Consider the following 16,154-nt stretch of genomic DNA (forward strand, 5'->3'; position numbering starts at 1 on the left):
GACAAGAAGCGACTATACAGGACTTCCTTCCCTCTGTCCAGTAGGTTTTAAAAAATATTGTGTAAAGTATCGTTCTTGACATGCTTGCCCAAACCATTCGTTGGCAATATGATTGCCCATCGAAGGAGCAACGTTCCCATGCAGCAGGATATGACCAGAGGCAATCCCCTAAGGTTGATTTTCTTTTTTATGCTTCCCATTCTGGGAGGCAACTTATTCCAACAGTTCTATACAATGGTGGATACCTTTGTCGTCGGTAGATTCATCGGCGTCCACGCATTGGCAGCGGTCGGTTCCACAGGGCCGATCACGTTCTTTGTGCTTGGTTTCGTCATCGGGCTCAATGCAGGCTTCTCGGTGATCATCAGCCAGAAGTTCGGGGCTAAGGATGAGAGGAGCATGCGTAAGGCTGTAGCAATGAGCATTCTCTCAGCATTATTCCTCTCTATACTCGTTTCATTTCTCGCGATAGTCTCCGTCAAACCTTTGCTTGAAGTACTCAATACACCTCAGAACATCATCAAGGATGCACAAGATTACCTCGTTATCCTGTACCTTGGTATAGTTGCCACCATATATTACAACCTATTGGCATCCATCCTCCGTGCCTTGGGAGACAGCAGGTCCCCTCTCTATTTTCTTCTGATAGCAAGTGTGCTGAACATCGTCGGAGACCTAGTTTCTGTCATCATCCTGGATATGGGAGTCAAGGGAGTTGCACTTGCCACCATCTCCAGCCAAGGGATCTCTGCTCTGCTCTGTCTTTTCTATATCTACAAGCGATACCCGATCCTTCACCTGAAGAGAGAAGACTGGAGTATTGACTGGCCCATGATCGGCAGACTGCTGCGTATCGGCTTGCCCAGTGCGCTCCAATTTTCTGTCTGTGCAATTGGGGTCATGATAGTCCAGGCTGTCATCAATACCTTTGGCAGCGATACTGTTGCGGCCTACTCGGTGGGTACCCGCATCGAACAGCTTGTGACCCAGCCCCTGATGACACTCGGCCTTGCAATGGCCACCTACAGTGCACAGAATCTAGGAGGAGGGTATCTCCCAAGAATTTCCCAAGGTCTGAAAAGCGCACTTATGCTGAATGTGATTTTCAGCCTGGCAGCATTTCTTCTGGTGTTCTTTGCCGGTGATTTCCTTGCCATGCTCTTCATCGACGCTTCGCAAAGTCATGTGATAGAGCAAACCAATCAATACCTCTCTCTTATCTCCTACTTCTTCATCCCACTTGGGCTCATCTTCGTTTTCAGAAATACCTGCCAAGGACTGGGATCAGGGTTGATCCCCATGCTTTCTTCCATCCAGGAGTTACTATTCCGTGCGCTTGCAGCCTTTACGCTTCCTGGGTTATTGGGATACAGGGGCATTATTCTCTCCAGCCCACTTGCTTGGATTGCCGCAGCCATCCTCCTGATTTTTGCCTACCGGATCCAGATGCGTCATTTTCGTAGTATCATGAAGCAGGCTGCCTGATAACTCCTCTTAGGTGGTATGCATATATATGGATACCAACGAACCGGTTTTACCGGTACCCTACTCCAGGTCCAGGTCTCAAGAACATCCACCAGCTTTACCATCCGCGGACTTTCCCTGGATAAATCTTCGCGCTTGAAGCAGGACCTGAGAGCATACTACCAAGCTCCCCTTCCCAAGCTGTCAATCCAAGTACCACCCTACGCATCTTTGGAATGCATACTTGCTCCGGTTTTGCTTGTCCTACTCTGCATGGAGAAAAACCTTCTTGAAATAAGCAACCACTCCATCCTCCTTTATGGAACCATTGACATCTCAGGCACATTGGTCAGTCCACCCCCATTACAAAGGGAGCTGACACGGTTGTGCGAAGAAGCTGGAATATCTCTTGTCCTAACGGGAGAAAACATCCCCACTGTCCACAACAGCATTTCATGTCCCTCCATTGCTTCTGCGTTAAGCCAGCTTTGGAGATTTGCATTACGTCATCCAGAAAACGAGATACAGAGTGAGGAGGCTGGCAAGAAGCATACAGTGAGGGAAGATCCATTCTCCGGCATCCTTGGTTTGCAAGAAGCAAAGCATGCACTCTGCTACGCTGTCGCCGGAGAATTACCACTGCTCTTCTACGGACCACCAGGTAGCGGGAAAAGTTTATTGCTGAGCAGGACCAAAGCGTTGCTTCCACCCCTTAGGGAAGAACGGGCGCAGGAAGTCTGGGCAATCCATGGGAGACAAACCAAGGAATCCCCCCTTCTACGCTTGGAAGCTGGAATGAGCCATCAGAAAATACTCGCAGGGACCCCTCCCTGGATATGCCGGGCACATGGGGGTGCGCTGCTTGTGGATGAACTCGCAAACCAGAAACCAAAAGTGAGAACGACACTTGCACAATTGCTGGATACATACCAAGTGGGAGAATATCCACTTCATTGCACCATCGTTGCTGCAACGAACGGATGCCGCTGTGCAAATTTGGGTGGGGCTCATGGAGTATGCCGCTGCACACAGACCCAGATTGATCAATTCTGGGGAATGCTCGGCTGGCCCTTGCTTGACCGGTTCGCAATTGCCCTTGCCTTGGAGCCGGAACCATTGCTGACGGGAACAGTCGAGGCTTTCCATGTTGACAAGAAAGCCATGGAGCATGTCCGGTCCCTGCAACCAAAACGCAAGCGTGAAGGGTTTGCCCATCTTTTTCCTTGTTACAGCAAGGTGATGGCTCATACGCAAAAAAGCCTCAGGAGAGCAGAACTCTGCTGCACCTTGGCGCAGGTGATTGCAGACTGGGAAGGAAAGGAATCGGTTACCCTGGAGATAATGGAGAAGGCTTACTGGCTCTACCTGCTTCCCAAAGACCGTCATTACCACTAGCGGTTTGGGCTGTTAGCCTTTATACTTGTTGAAGATTCTTGCTGTAGTGGCAAATCACTACCATCATGAATACAGAGAGGAATGCAATGATTGAACAGATACTGCCTGTCGTACCGCTGTTACTGCTTTTCTTGTTGGGCTATGCGCTGCAACGAACCAATTTCTTCTCCACCGAATCACTTTCCCATGTAAAGAGGATTGTCTCTGATCTTGCCTTGCCGGCATTGTTGTTTCAGGCCTTCTCGTCGATAGAACTGGAAAGCCGTTATCTAATTCTGGTAATCCTCATTTTTGTTGTGTGCCTGATCATGGTTGTCTTGGGGCACTATATCGGGAAGCTTCTGAAGATACACAGTCCCTACTTTGCATTGATGATGACCGGCTTTGAGATGGGAATGTTTGGATATGCCGTATTTGTCTCCTTCCAAGGGGAAGCACACCTGGGGAAGATAGCCCTGGTAGATCTTGGACAGGTTGTATTTGTCTTTACCATCTTGATGGCCCTATTGATCAAGCATCGCGATGGAAATGCCAAAGGCAGTGAACTGCTGAAAAAGATCATCACCAGCCCAGTAATTCTTGCCATCGTTGGAGGGCTTGCAACCAGCTTCATTGCTCCCCACGTCCAAAGCTCTCCCATCTGGGATACACTGGCTGAAATGATTGACCTGCTTGCCCAATTGACGGTTCCCCTCATTGCTATAACCATCGGTTACGGAATCCATATCAGGAAGGAGCTGATAGGAAAATCCTTGAAGACCATACTGGCAAGAAGGATATTGCTTACCCTGTTTGCACTCCTTCTTAATGCGTTGGTGGTAGACTCCTGGTTGGGAATGGATAGGATGTATCAGGTTGCGCTCATGACGATGTTCCTTACCCCTCCACCGTTTGTGATCTCAATCTATATGCGCAGTGATGAGGAAGGTGAATCGGATTACGTCGACAACACACTCTCCTTGGATACGCTTGTCGCCATTGCTGCAGTAATAATCGCTTCAGCAATGTATGCTTGAACACCAAAGGGGCAGTCCCATTCACGGAAAGCCATCGTAAAGCACACGTGATGCGGCAATAATTCTTCTCAAGTAGTTGACACCCTTTTGGGCTCTCTGGTATAGTCCATTACGTTGCAAGGGCCGCTAGCTCAGCTGGTAGAGCAACGCCCTTTTAAGGCGTGGGTCACAGGTCCGAATCCTGTGCGGCTCATCTTGCCTCTGTTTTTAACATGCTTGTTATGTCTCCTTCGTCTAGTGGTTAGGACATCGGGTTTTCATCCCGACAACAGGGGTTCAATTCCCCTAGGAGATGCTCAAGGGAGCCTACCGTCTGGTAGGTTCCCTTTTTCTTGTTGTCACCGCAAGCATGAAATTGAAAGCTCTGGGCCTTTACCCTGTGTGAAAGGCCTGCCTCACTATTGACTTCTCATAGAACCCGTTATACAAAGAAAATACAGGGTGGTTTTCTGATAGCATCATATCTCCCAATCGCTATTAGCCATCCATGTAATGTACCCTTCTTCCGGGCTGCAGTCCATATACTTGTATCCACACCCGCAAGCTTTGGATTGCAGCTCCCTTCATGATCAATCCTTGAACAGATCATACTCAGCTTCACTCGCTTCCAGCGCAGAGGAGCTCGACCCCTCATGCCCATCCACCGAGAGAAGATGCCTGCCACCCCAGCTGATTGCAAACGCACCCAAGGGAGCAGTCAGAAGAATACTCATCACGGCTACGGCCAGGATGATCTGACCAGGGCGGGTATCCATACCACGTTCACCCATTGCTGCAAGGGGAGCAGAACCAATTGCAGCCTGCACTGTTGCCTTGGGCAGGTAGGAAATAACTACAAACAACTTCTCTTTCAGAGAGAATCCGGAACCAAGTGTACAGAGATAGGTACCCACCGATCGGCTCACCAGTGCGATGAGTATAAGCAGAATTGCAGCAAAGCCTGCTTCTTTTGCAGCATTGAGATCCACTTGCGCCCCTACCATGGCAAAGAGCACTATCTGGGCAAAAATCCAGATTTTCCCCAGTTTGCTGGAGAGCTCATGAGCCATCGATTCCCTCTTTTCCAAGATAATGAACCCAATGGACATGACTGCCAGGAGTGCTGCAAAAGGTATATGTCTGGCCTCAAGCAGGTCCCCAATGTGGACCAGAGCGATTGCAATCGCCAAGAGGGCCATTGCCCGCTTGGTTGCTCGTGGATTGTACCGTTCGAATACCCTGATCAGGAATCGAGCGATCAGATAACCCATTATGACTGCAAAAACCAGTGAGAGGGGAATGGATGCAATCATCCATGAAATATTCACAGCATCCCCAAGATAGAGTGAGAGGACAATACTGTACGCTACGATAACCGTTACATCATCCAGGCTTGCACCGGCCAACACCAAGGTAGGGATGGCCTTCTTGATACCCCTGCCCTCCTTGATGAACTGAACCATCATGGGAACCACCACCGCCGGGGAGACTGCCGCAAGCACGCATGCAAGCAGTGCACTCTCTCCCCTGCTTATAGAAAGCATCCCGGGTGCCATGGCTATGATGAGAGCGGCTTCAAAAACTGCTGGAAGAAATGCAAGCAGTATGGCCTGGAGCCCCACCTTATGGAGGCTCTCTCGTGAAAGTTCCAACCCTGCACGCAAAAGTATTACGATAAGGGCAATCATACGCAGGTCTGAGCCGATTCGTATCAGGTCAGGATCGAGCAATCCCAATACCTGTGGACCAAGGACCGCCCCTACTGCCAGCATCCCAATAAGTGGGGGAACATGGATACGCTGTAATAGATATTCAACAAGAAGACAGAGAATCATCAACTCCGCAAGACTTAGCGCCATGGCACACCTCCAGACCTTAATTAGGTTGCAGGAGTTATCAGCAGAATTGCAGGCTGCGGTTTTCTCTTGGGTTGGGAGAGACGGCGAACCCCATCGCCTACCCAATCATATGAAATGCCATGCTTCTTGGTCAAGTGAGATTATTTGACGGGTGTACAACTCCTGCAATCTATGAATAATAATGGAGGATATCAGGAGAACTATCATGACAAATATCAAACGAATACAAAGAATCTGTGACGCCAATGGCATTTCAGGCTTTGAAGACGCAGTACTTGAGGTTATCCGCAAGGACGGCGCACACCTGGGTAGTTTTGAAGAAGACTCATTGAGGAATCTCTATCTTTCAAGAACCCAGAACCAGGAAGGAAAACCAACGGTACTGCTTGATGCACATACCGACGAGGTAGGATTCATGGTCAAATGCATCCGTGAGGATGGAATGCTTGAATTCATCCCCATCGGGGGATGGGTAACCACCAACATCCCAGCTCATATGGTACGCGTACAGAGGCGTGATGGTTCCACCATCGCCGGTATTGTAGGATCAAAACCCCCTCACTACCAGAGCGAAGCTGAACGAAAAAGTGTCCCGGACATCAGCAGTCTGTTTATCGACATCGGTGCATCCAGCAAGCAACAAGCCATGGAAATGGGAGCTGAAGTGGCAAGCCCAGTCATTCCCGAGGCAACCTGCACCTACAATCCAAAAACAAAGCTGCTCTTTGGCAAAGCCTTCGACTGCAGACTTGGTTGTTCAACCATTCTTGATGTCCTGGAAGACCTGCAAGAAGAGACCCTTGATGTCAACCTGGTCGCTGGGTTTGCCAGCCAGGAGGAAGTTGGTTGCCGAGGCGCACAACTCACCGCAAGGAAAGTCAACCCAGATGTAGCCATCTGCTTTGAGGGAAGCCCGGCTGATGACACCTTCCTTCCCCCCTATCAGCAGCAAACCATCTTGGGCAAGGGACCCATGCTCCGATTCATTGACTCAAAGATGATTACAAACCCGAGATTCCAACGCTTTGCCCTCGATCTTGCAGAGAAACACCAGATACCCGTACAGCAAGGGGTAAGGAACGGTGGGGCAACCAATGCAGCTGCTTTGCACCTATCGGGACAAGGTATTCCTACCATCGTGATCGGCATCCCCGTCAGATATGCACATACACACTGGGGGATCAGCAGCACCGAGGACGTTGAGAGTTCAATACGCCTCGCTCGGGCAATTCTATGCAATCTCAGTGGCCAGATAATCGCTGGGTTCTGATGCATTGATTTTGACAAACAGGTAACCAGGTGTCATACTGGCATAAAAGTGGGGAATACGTATGAATGAAGTGCAGCTCTGCATCACTGAGATGAGAACATTCTTCCGGAATGGCTCAACCCAGTCGGTTGCATGGAGAAAAACCCAGCTCAAGAAGCTGAAGGATGGGATCAAGGAACATGAGAAACAGATCCTTGATGCACTTTTCGAGGATCTGGGGAAAACTGATTTTGAGGGATTTGCGACAGAACTTGGTTTGGTCTATGCAGAAATTGACAAACATCTCAAGCACCTGGATTCCTGGACCAGTAAGAAACGGGTAAGAAACACCTTGCTTTCGTTTCCCTCCAAATCCTACACCATCTCCATACCCTTGGGGATTGTGTTGATCATGAGTCCTTGGAACTATCCATTCCAACTCACTATCGCTCCCTTGGTCAGTGCATTGGCAGCTGGCAATTGTGTCATCATCAAACCATCAAGGTACAGTAGCCACACATCGCAGGTTCTGGAATCCCTGATCGCAAAACTCTACCCGAGCCACTACGTGACAGTTTTCCTGGGAGGCAGTGAAATGAACCAGGAACTGCTCTCCCATCGTTATGACCATATATTCTTCACCGGTAGCCCGACAGTGGGCAAGGTGGTCATGGAAGCTGCAGCCAAGACGCTCACCCCGGTCACCCTGGAATTGGGAGGGAAAAGCCCTGCAATTGTGGAAGCAAACAGTGATATTCCCCTTGCAGCCCGCAGGATCATCTGGGGAAAATGTCTCAATGCAGGACAAACCTGCATAGCACCTGACTACGTATTGGTTGAACGCTCGGTGGCCTCCCAGTTGATAGAAGAGATGAAGTTGGCTATCACCAACATGTTCGGGAGCGATCCACTGCATTGCAAGGACCTTCCCCACATCATCAACGAAAGACACTTCAACCGACTCATCTCTCTTTTTGAGGAAGGAACGCTCGCCTACGGTGGGCAGATCGACCCAAAGAACCTGAAAATTGCACCAACCCTGATGACTGATGTACAGAGAACCGGAACCCTCATGAGTGACGAAATCTTCGGCCCGATCTTACCCATCCTTACCTATGAGACCTTTGAACAAGCTGTCGGGTATGTTCAGGCACGGGAACACCCCCTGGCACTGTATCTGTTCAGCAACGACAAGGAACACAAGGAACACGTGGTGAAAACCGTCAGCTACGGAGGAGGATGCATCAATGACACGGTCATGCATCTCTCCAATCCCAACCTACCCTTTGGAGGAGTCGGGTCCAGCGGTATGGGCAGCTACCATGCTAAACAGGGGTTCGATACTTTCAGCCACCAAAAAAGCGTGCTCGAGAGTAAACGATGGCTCGAGATAAAACTGCGTTATGCCCCTTATCGGGGAAAGCTTGCTTTGATCAAACGATTGTTTGCTTAGGAGGGTTCATGAAAAAGATAGTAGGTATTGCTCTGGTTCTCACCCTGCTTGCCACCGTTTCGCTAACTGCAGCGGTTGACACAGTGAGGGCAGATGAACTGTATGAGATTGATGCATTCACCCAGGCTGAAGCACTGCTGGAGGAGCAACTTGCCCAAGTGACCAATGATGCAGACCGCGCAGAGGTCCTATGGCGATTGGCACGCCTGCAGGTCTCCCTTGGTGATGAATTGGATGAGGATGACAAGGATGGTAGGTTTGCATTCTATGAGAAAGGTGAACAATACGCCATGCAATCCATTGAGGCAAACACCTCATGGGAAGGGTATCTCTGGAAGTGCTCGAACATCGGTCGATGGGGACAGACAAAGGGACCGCTGAATGCTTTGGGTAAAGCGAAGGGAATGCTCGAGGACCTGACTACCATAGTAAACACCCTGGGTGTGCTCGACTCCAGTGAAACCTGGTACGTACTTTCCAGTCTCTATGATGAACTTCCCGGTGGGTTCATCTCATTCGGGAACAAGGATTGGGCAGTAAGCTATATGAGAATGGCCATGGATACCATTCCCAGTCATCTTTACTACCCCGGCCACTACCTCAAACTTGCCGAGGAACTCTATGCAAGGGATTGGAGTGCATCCAAGAGAAGCAAGGAAATGCGGAGCATGGAGAAAGACTGGAAGGAAGGTTCAACCAATCTTGAGAAATACCGCTACTACGAGGGCAAGGATGGGGGAAAGAGCAAACCATTCTACTCTTCAGTCACCCTGGATAGGATGAGTGACCGGCAGGAAGCTGTCATGGTCCTCTCCTATGCCCTTGCAAAGGCCAATATACTGGGACCACTGAAAGAGAGTGATGCAGTGGTTGTTGAGGAAATCCAGGAACTCATCGACGACTGGACGTAAGATTTTGAGGATTATTATACAGCTCCTGAAAGTCAGGGGCTGTAATTCTTTGTAAGTGCATTTATTAATGCTTGAACGGATTCTCGCCTTCATAGGGTAGTCCTTCCCTTTGGTTGTAGGCGATATCCTCAATTCCAAGATAGGTGAAAACATTGAACAGGGCCTTCCCGACATGGCTGAAGGCTACCGCGGCATGGTGGGGGTACGCTTTCTTGAGAAGCACATAGCGATAGAAACGGGCCATCTCCTTGATCCCTATCACGCCGATGCTTCCAAAGCTTTCGCTGGGAACATCCAAGACCTCTCCCTGCGCGACATATGCACGCAGTCGCCCCCGAGCATCTGCCTGCAGGCGGTACACGGTGACCGGACCGGATACCAGGTCCCCTTCCATCGTCCCCCTGGTGATATCGGGTTCTGCAAGATCCGGCTCAAGGTCTCGCTTCATGATCACCTGATATCCCATATGGGGGTTCTTGAGCAGGGAGCAGGAGGTATTCCCACAGTGGAAACCCATGAACAACTCATCATTGCGGTATGATTTTTTTGCCCTGATATGCTCCTCATACATCCTGGAGGGAACAGTGTTGTTGATATCCAGCAAGGTAACAGGTTTATCACTCACACAAATGCCGATATATTCACTCAGTGCCCCATAGATATCGACTTCACAGCTGACGGGAATGCCCTTTGCTGTAAGACGGCTGTTCACATAGCAGGGAACAAAGCCAAACTCCGTCTGGAACGCCGGCCAGCACTTGTTTGCAAAGGCAACAAACTGTCGGTCCCCTTTGTGCTGTTCAACCCAGTCAAGCAGTGTCAACTCATATTGGGCAAGCCTGGGCAGGATCCCCTCGTAGGGACTGCTGCCGATCTCACTTGCCATCTCCTTCACCAGGGAATCAATGCGCTTGTCTTCCTTGTGTTTGTTATAAGCGACCAGCAGGTCAAGCTCGCTGTTCTCCTCAATCTCCACCCCAAGGTCAAACAATCCTTGGATGGGTGCATTGCATGCCATGAAATCCTGTGGCCTTGGACCAAAGGAGATAATCTTCAATTGCTTGAGGGATATGACGGCTCTTGCAACCGGGATGAACTCCTCGATCATCGCAGCGACTTCCCGGGCAGTGCCGACAGGATACTCAGGGATATGTGCACGCAAGGAGCGCAGTGCCAGATTATAGGAACAGTTGAGCATCCCGCAGAAGGCATCCCCCCTGCCATCATGCAAATCACCGTCCCCCTCCGCCGCGGCAACATACATCACCGGTCCGTCAAAGTATTTGGCAAGCAGGGTCTCGGCAGTCTCCGGGCCGAAATTACCCAGGAACACCACCAGAGCATTGACCTCGTGCTTCAGGGTATCTTCCAACGCGGCGCGCATATCCTTCTCATCCTCAACGGTAATAGGACATTCATACAAGGGATCCTGATAGGCTTCCTTGACTGCATTCCTTCTCCGTTCACTCAAAGCCTTGGGAAAGCAACTGCGGCTTACAGCGACCAAACCCAAGCGGACCTGTGCAATATTATCCATAGCTTACTCCTGGGTCTTCTGCCCATAGTAGGCATTCTTTCCATGTTTTCTCAGATAGTGCTTATCCAGCAATACCTGGTCCATAGTCCTGGTTGGATGCTGTTCCAAGAGCAGTGTGTGATAGGCCATGTTGGCCACCTCCTCCAGCACTACTGCATTCTCCACTGCCTTCTTTGCACTGGAACCCCAGGTAAAGGGTCCATGGCTGTGAACCAGTACCGCAGGTATGGCAACAGGATCAAGGGAGGCAAACCGCTCAACAATGACCTTACCGGTCTCTTCCTCATAGGCTGTCTCAATCTCCTGGTTCTTCATCTCCCGGGTACAGGGAATCTCGCCATAGAAATAATCAGCATGGGTGGTACCCAGTGCCGGGATACCCCGTCCAGCTTGGGCAAAAATGGTTGCCCATCGGCTATGGGTGTGTACAACCGCCTTGATCTCTCCAAAATGGTTGAACAGATAGCGGTGGGTGGGGGTATCGGAAGAGGGGTTGTAGGAACCTTCCACAATCTTGCCGGTTGCAAGTTCCACCACCACCATCTTGTCGGCGGTAAGTTCCGCATAAGGAACCCCGGAGGGTTTGATGACCATGAACCCACGCGTTGGGTCAACCGCAGAGACATTGCCCCAAGTAAAGGTAATCAGGCGATAGTGCTCAAGCAACAGGTTTGCTTCACACACTTCTTCTTTCAGTTGTTCCAACATGCTAACTCCTTCAGGAGCCTTAAAAGGCTTCCTCTGTCCAAAAAAAATCCATACGAATAGAGCCCAAAACCCCTTCGCAGGTATGACAATTCTATCATACAAACAGCGCTTGCTCATCTTCTTTTTCCCCTCTTGACAAAAGGAAGCAAAACATATTATATGAATATATGTTCATATATTGAAATGATAGGAGACTTACATGGCCGATAAGTGTATCTGGAATGTCCAAAATCTTGACTGTGCTGCCTGTGCTGCCACCATTGAAGAGAACCTGGGAAAGGTGGACGGCGTAAAAAGAGCACGGGTTGACTATGCAAAAAAACAGATTCATGTCCAGAGTACGGAAGATAGGGATGATGCGTTCTTCCAATCACTCATTGCTGAGGCAAAGCGGGTCGAACCTGCATTGAAAGTCTCCACCCAGCCATACAAGGAGAAGCAAACTTTCTCTCTCATGATGATTCGTATCGCCTTCTCTGCATTGTTCTTTGCCCTTGCATTCTTCCTTGAAATCCCCTGGCTTTTCATTCCCAGTTATCTCATTGCCGGATACCCAGTGCTTATCAAGGCTGGGACAAACCTGTTGCACGGAAAGGTGTTTGATGAGAATTTCCTCATGAGTATTGCCACCCTAGGAGCTCTCGCCATCCGCGAGACCGGGGAAGCCACTGCTGTCATGTTGCTGTACTTGGTCGGCGAGTTCTTCCAGGACCTTGCAGTGCAGAAGAGCAGGAACGCGGTAATGGAAGTCCTTGACCTGAGAGCAGATGAGGCAAGGATCATCAGCGAGGGGAAACTGGAGATGGTTGCCAGTGAATCGGTTGCAGTTGGAAGCGTCATCAGGGTGCTGGCAGGAGAGAAGATTCCCTTGGATGGTGTTATCATCAGGGGTTCCTCAACCTTGAATATGCAATCCCTGACCGGAGAGTCCCTTCCACAGAATGCAGAGAAGGGAGAGACCGTGCTGAGCGGGAGCGTGAACCTTACCGGTGTCATTGACATCCGGACAACACGGGCATATGGGGACAGTACGGCAACAAAGATACTTCGTCTTGTCGAGGAGTCATCTTCCAAGAAGGCCCATAGTGAACAGTTCATCACCACCTTTGCACGGTACTACACCCCCTTCGTCGTATTTTTTGCCGTTGCTTTGGCTATAATTCCTTCCCTGATAACAGGAACTTGGGAAACTTGGATCTACCGCTCCTTGGTATTTCTGGTAGTAAGCTGCCCCTGTGCCCTGGTTATCAGCGTCCCTCTCTCCTATTTTGCCGGAATCGGCAAAAGTGCATCCAATGGCATCCTGGTCAAGGGAGGCAACTATCTGGAAGCCCTCTCAACCATCGATACCATGGTCTTTGACAAGACCGGCACACTTACCCATGGAAGCTTTTCCCTGGAGAGAATGATCCCCACCGGCAAGAGCGACCTTGATGAGCCTTACCTTGAAAAACTGGCAGCAAGCCTGGAGAGGCAGAGCAATCACCCACTAGCAAGGGCATTTGATACACTTGCATCTCCCTTTGAAGCAAGCAATATCCAAGAAATTGCAGGTAAGGGGATCTCTGCCCTGATCGATGGGAAGCAGGTGGTTGCAGGCAATGCAGCCCTGTTTGCATACAAAGCAATCCCGCTCTCCCTTCCCAATGAGGAGGAGGGGACCATCCACCTGGCAGTGGATGATGTCCACGCAGCATCGTTCGTCCTGAAAGATACCCTCCGAGCGGACGCAAAACAACTTATCAACTCACTGAGAAGCCTTGGGGTCAGACAGCTCTTCATGCTCTCGGGAGACAAGGAACAACACGCCAAGGCTATTGCGGCTGAGCTAGGCTTGGATGGATATCATGCCGGGCTCCTCCCTGACCAGAAGCAGGAACATCTTGCAGAAATTGAGAAAACCAATCCACACCTTGCATATGTCGGTGATGGCATGAATGACGCCCCAAGTCTTGCTGCCAGCCGTGTCGGCATTGCCATGGGCAGCAAGGCAAGTGATGCCGCCATTGAAAGTGCTGATATCGTGATTCTGAGTGAAGAGTTGTCCAAGCTGGAAAAACTGGTGATGATCAGCAAGGGAACCTCACGCATCGTAAAGCAAAACATTGCATTTGCCCTGGGGGTAAAGGCTGTTGTACTTGTGTTGGGTGCACTGGGCTATGCCTCCATGGCTTTGGCGGTGTTTGCCGATACAGGGGTGACCATCATTGCTGTTTTCAATGCCCTGCGCATTCTCCTGATCCGTCTTTCTCGTTGATTATAAAAGACATGTATGGTAATGTTGCTCAGATTGTTTGAAGGAAAAAGTACATGAACGAGAAGACAACACGAAATATTGGAATTATGGCACATATTGATGCGGGCAAGACCACTACCACTGAACGCATCCTCTACTATACAGGTGAAAACCATCGCATCGGTGAGGTAGACAACGGGGAAGCAACCATGGACTTCCTTGAACAGGAGCAGGATCGCGGTATCACCATCGCAAGTGCTGCCACCACCTGTTACTGGAAAGAACACCAGATCAATATCATCGATACCCCGGGACACGTCGACTTCACCGCAGAAGTGGAGCGCTCCCTTCGTGTCCTTGACGGTGCGGTCATGGTTGTATGCGCAGTGGGAGGAGTGGAACCACAGACGGAGACTGTCTGGAGACAGGCGGACACCTATCGTGTACCTCGTATCGCATTCATCAACAAGATGGATAGGCTCGGGGCCAACTTCCATGAGGCGGTCTCCGAGCTGAAACTCAAGCTCGGCGCCAATCCCATACCCCTTTTCCTTCCGGTCGGGGCAGAGAACAACTTCAGTGGCATCATCAACCTGCTTACCAAAAAGTATTATGTATACAGTGTTGAAGACCAGGGAATGACCTATACAGAGGAGGAGATTCCTTCCTCCATGCAGGAAGAGGTGGATAGCTGGTACGAGAAGTTGATCGACAGTGTTGCCTCCTTCAGCGATGAAATCACTGAACTATATTTTGAAGGGGAACCCATCGATGCTGAGCTGATCAAGAAAACCTTGAAGAAGGCGACCATTGCACGACAGGCTCTGCCGGTGTTTGTTGGCTCCTCACTCAAGGATATCGGTGTCCAGTCCCTCCTGGATGGAGTCATAGACTACCTGCCCTCCCCCTCTGAAGTTCCCCCTATCGTCGGCCTCCATCAGAAGACGGGGAAAAATGTGGAGATTCCCTATGACAAGAACAAACCCCCGCTTGGCCTCATCTTCAAGATCCAAGTAGACAGGGAAGCCGGTCCCATGAATTTTGTCAGGGTATACAATGGTACCATCAAGAAAGGTACTGCCTTGATGAATATCAGCAAAAAGAAACGGGAGCGGGTCAACAGGATTCTCCGTATGCATGCAAACCGTCAAGAGGAATTGAGTGAGCTCGAAGCGGGTGACATTGGTGTCATCATTGGGTTCAAGGAAGGAAGAACCGGCGATACCGTAGGCAGTGAAGGCGCACAGATCCTCCTCGAGGAGATGCACTTCCCCATTCCTGTCATCTCGGTTGCCATTGAGCCGAGCAGCCTCAGTGACGGGGACAAGCTACGAGCCGCCCTTGCGGTCCTTGCACAGGAAGATCCCACCTTCACGTACCGTGATGACGATGAGACTGGCCAGCTGGTGATCAGCGGCATGGGTGAGTTGCATCTGGATGTATTGGTGACAAGGCTCACCAAAGAGATGAAGATCAAGGCACGAGTGGGCAACCCACAGGTTACCTACCGGGAATCAGTTACCAAGGAAGCCAGTGGAAGCGAAAAGTTCTCCAAGATCATTGCCGGCAAGGAGAATACCGCAGGGGTTGCCATCACCATTCGACCCCTGCCTTCCGGAAGTGGGAACCGCTATATCTGCTCGGCGAAAGTAAGAGGCATGGATGAACAGTATTATGAAGCGGTAAAACGGGGAATAACCAATGCCTTCAAGGGTGGCATACAATTCGGATACGAAACCGTTGACCTTGAGGTCGAGGTTACCAGCATCACCTATAATGAACTTACCGCTACCCCGTTCGCATTCGAGGCGTGTGCCGCAATGTGTTTCGACAAGGTTGCACAGAGTGCCGCCCCTATCCTGATGGAACCGGTGATGAAGGTCACGGTAATCGTGCCTACGCAGTATGTAGGAGAGGCAATCAGCAGCATCACCAGCAGGGGTGGACTGGTCAACAGCATCGAAAGCAGGACTGCAAGTGAACAGATTCATGCACAAGCACCGCTGTCGCAGTTGTTTGGGTATTCCACTGCGCTACGCTCTGCAACTCAAGGCAGGGGAACCTTTTCGATGGAGTTCGACCATTACGCGCAAAAAAACCGCTAATGGTATGGAAAAACATCGAAACAGCATGGTACCAACCTTGCGAAGTTGTGACAAATATGCCTAGAATGTATCGGAAGCAGTGTAAATACTACACCATAGGAAGTGATTTACACGTTTCTCGGTTGTTTTTACATTGCAGTTTCATAAGAGGAGTACAACATGGCTAGAACCTACAATTTGCAGGATATTTTCGCAAGGAACCTCAAGGAGCGTAGAAGAAAACTCTCCCTGACCCAGGCTCA

11 protein-coding genes, 2 tRNA genes and 1 riboswitch are annotated in these 16,154 nt (G+C 50.2%); of the genes, 10 read left to right on the forward strand and 3 right to left on the reverse strand.

The window, feature by feature from the left end; translation table 11 throughout:
- Nucleotides 1-138 precede the first annotated feature (138 nt).
- The 5 genes from AB7S66_RS06975 (at nucleotide 139) to AB7S66_RS06995 (ending at nucleotide 4,170) form a co-directional block, all read left to right on the forward strand.
- Nucleotides 139-1,485, forward strand: coding sequence for an MATE family efflux transporter (locus tag AB7S66_RS06975; RefSeq protein WP_428518731.1), 1,347 nt, complete (start codon nucleotides 139-141; stop codon nucleotides 1,483-1,485).
- 18 nt (nucleotides 1,486-1,503) lie between these two features.
- Nucleotides 1,504-2,859, forward strand: a complete 1,356-nt coding sequence (locus tag AB7S66_RS06980; RefSeq protein ID WP_428518732.1) for an ATP-binding protein — start codon at nucleotides 1,504-1,506, stop codon at nucleotides 2,857-2,859.
- A gap of 65 nt (nucleotides 2,860-2,924) precedes the next feature.
- Nucleotides 2,925-3,875, forward strand: coding sequence for an AEC family transporter (locus AB7S66_RS06985; protein ID WP_428518733.1), 951 nt, complete (start codon nucleotides 2,925-2,927; stop codon nucleotides 3,873-3,875).
- Nucleotides 3,876-3,995: 120 nt separating this feature from the next.
- Nucleotides 3,996-4,068: transfer RNA gene (locus tag AB7S66_RS06990), tRNA-Lys, on the forward strand.
- Between the two features lie 30 nt (nucleotides 4,069-4,098).
- Nucleotides 4,099-4,170 (forward strand) — tRNA-Glu (locus AB7S66_RS06995).
- Between the two features lie 274 nt (nucleotides 4,171-4,444).
- On the opposite strand, the gene AB7S66_RS07000 is transcribed toward AB7S66_RS06995, so the two are convergent.
- On the reverse strand, nucleotides 4,445-5,713 hold the full coding sequence (locus AB7S66_RS07000; RefSeq protein ID WP_428518734.1) for a cation:proton antiporter: 1,269 nt from the start codon (nucleotides 5,711-5,713) through the stop codon (nucleotides 4,445-4,447).
- 21 nt (nucleotides 5,714-5,734) lie between these two features.
- A riboswitch (Fluoride riboswitch) is annotated at nucleotides 5,735-5,820 on the reverse strand.
- Nucleotides 5,821-5,918: 98 nt separating this feature from the next.
- Between AB7S66_RS07000 and AB7S66_RS07005 the strand changes: the two genes are divergently transcribed.
- The 3 genes from AB7S66_RS07005 (at nucleotide 5,919) to AB7S66_RS07015 (ending at nucleotide 9,326) form a co-directional block, all read left to right on the forward strand.
- Nucleotides 5,919-6,983, forward strand: a complete 1,065-nt coding sequence (locus tag AB7S66_RS07005) for a M42 family metallopeptidase (RefSeq protein ID WP_428518735.1) — start codon at nucleotides 5,919-5,921, stop codon at nucleotides 6,981-6,983.
- 61 nt (nucleotides 6,984-7,044) lie between these two features.
- Nucleotides 7,045-8,415, forward strand: coding sequence for an aldehyde dehydrogenase (locus tag AB7S66_RS07010; protein ID WP_428518736.1), 1,371 nt, complete (start codon nucleotides 7,045-7,047; stop codon nucleotides 8,413-8,415).
- 8 nt (nucleotides 8,416-8,423) lie between these two features.
- A complete protein-coding gene (locus AB7S66_RS07015; protein WP_428518737.1) occupies nucleotides 8,424-9,326 on the forward strand; it encodes a hypothetical protein in 903 nt (300 codons plus the stop codon).
- Between the two features lie 64 nt (nucleotides 9,327-9,390).
- On the opposite strand, the gene AB7S66_RS07020 is transcribed toward AB7S66_RS07015, so the two are convergent.
- Nucleotides 9,391-10,863 (reverse strand): L-fucose/L-arabinose isomerase family protein, encoded by a 1,473-nt coding sequence (locus AB7S66_RS07020; protein WP_428518738.1) that lies wholly within the window; start codon nucleotides 10,861-10,863, stop codon nucleotides 9,391-9,393.
- A 3-nt stretch (nucleotides 10,864-10,866) separates the two neighbouring features.
- Nucleotides 10,867-11,571, reverse strand: a complete 705-nt coding sequence (locus AB7S66_RS07025) for an L-ribulose-5-phosphate 4-epimerase (protein WP_428518739.1) — start codon at nucleotides 11,569-11,571, stop codon at nucleotides 10,867-10,869.
- Between the two features lie 199 nt (nucleotides 11,572-11,770).
- Here AB7S66_RS07025 and AB7S66_RS07030 point away from each other — a divergent pair, with 199 nt between their 5' ends.
- Complete coding sequence (locus AB7S66_RS07030; RefSeq protein ID WP_428518740.1) at nucleotides 11,771-13,828, forward strand: heavy metal translocating P-type ATPase; 2,058 nt, start codon at nucleotides 11,771-11,773, stop codon at nucleotides 13,826-13,828.
- Between the two features lie 53 nt (nucleotides 13,829-13,881).
- A complete protein-coding gene (gene fusA, locus AB7S66_RS07035) occupies nucleotides 13,882-15,912 on the forward strand; it encodes an elongation factor G (protein ID WP_428518741.1) in 2,031 nt (676 codons plus the stop codon).
- Nucleotides 15,913-16,154 lie beyond the last annotated feature (242 nt).

The organism is Sphaerochaeta sp., from assembly GCF_050178175.1.
In the GTDB taxonomy this organism is placed as follows: Bacteria; Spirochaetota; Spirochaetia; order Sphaerochaetales; family Sphaerochaetaceae; genus Sphaerochaeta.

Bases quoted from the DNA above. Each gene is read 5' to 3' on its own strand.
- AB7S66_RS07005 (WP_428518735.1), top strand. From the start codon at position 5,919: ATGACAAATATCAAACGAATACAAAGAATCTGTGACGCCAATGGCATT.
- AB7S66_RS07010 (WP_428518736.1), top strand. From the start codon at position 7,045: ATGAATGAAGTGCAGCTCTGCATCACTGAGATGAGAACATTCTTCCGG.
- fusA (WP_428518741.1), top strand. From the start codon at position 13,882: ATGAACGAGAAGACAACACGAAATATTGGAATTATGGCACATATTGAT.
- AB7S66_RS06975 (WP_428518731.1), top strand. From the start codon at position 139: ATGCAGCAGGATATGACCAGAGGCAATCCCCTAAGGTTGATTTTCTTT.
- AB7S66_RS07015 (WP_428518737.1), top strand. From the start codon at position 8,424: ATGAAAAAGATAGTAGGTATTGCTCTGGTTCTCACCCTGCTTGCCACC.
- AB7S66_RS07000 (WP_428518734.1), bottom strand. From the start codon at position 5,713: ATGGCGCTAAGTCTTGCGGAGTTGATGATTCTCTGTCTTCTTGTTGAA.
- AB7S66_RS07030 (WP_428518740.1), top strand. From the start codon at position 11,771: ATGGCCGATAAGTGTATCTGGAATGTCCAAAATCTTGACTGTGCTGCC.
- AB7S66_RS07025 (WP_428518739.1), bottom strand. From the start codon at position 11,571: ATGTTGGAACAACTGAAAGAAGAAGTGTGTGAAGCAAACCTGTTGCTT.
- AB7S66_RS06980 (WP_428518732.1), top strand. From the start codon at position 1,504: ATGCATATATATGGATACCAACGAACCGGTTTTACCGGTACCCTACTC.
- AB7S66_RS06985 (WP_428518733.1), top strand. From the start codon at position 2,925: ATGAATACAGAGAGGAATGCAATGATTGAACAGATACTGCCTGTCGTA.
- AB7S66_RS07020 (WP_428518738.1), bottom strand. From the start codon at position 10,863: ATGGATAATATTGCACAGGTCCGCTTGGGTTTGGTCGCTGTAAGCCGC.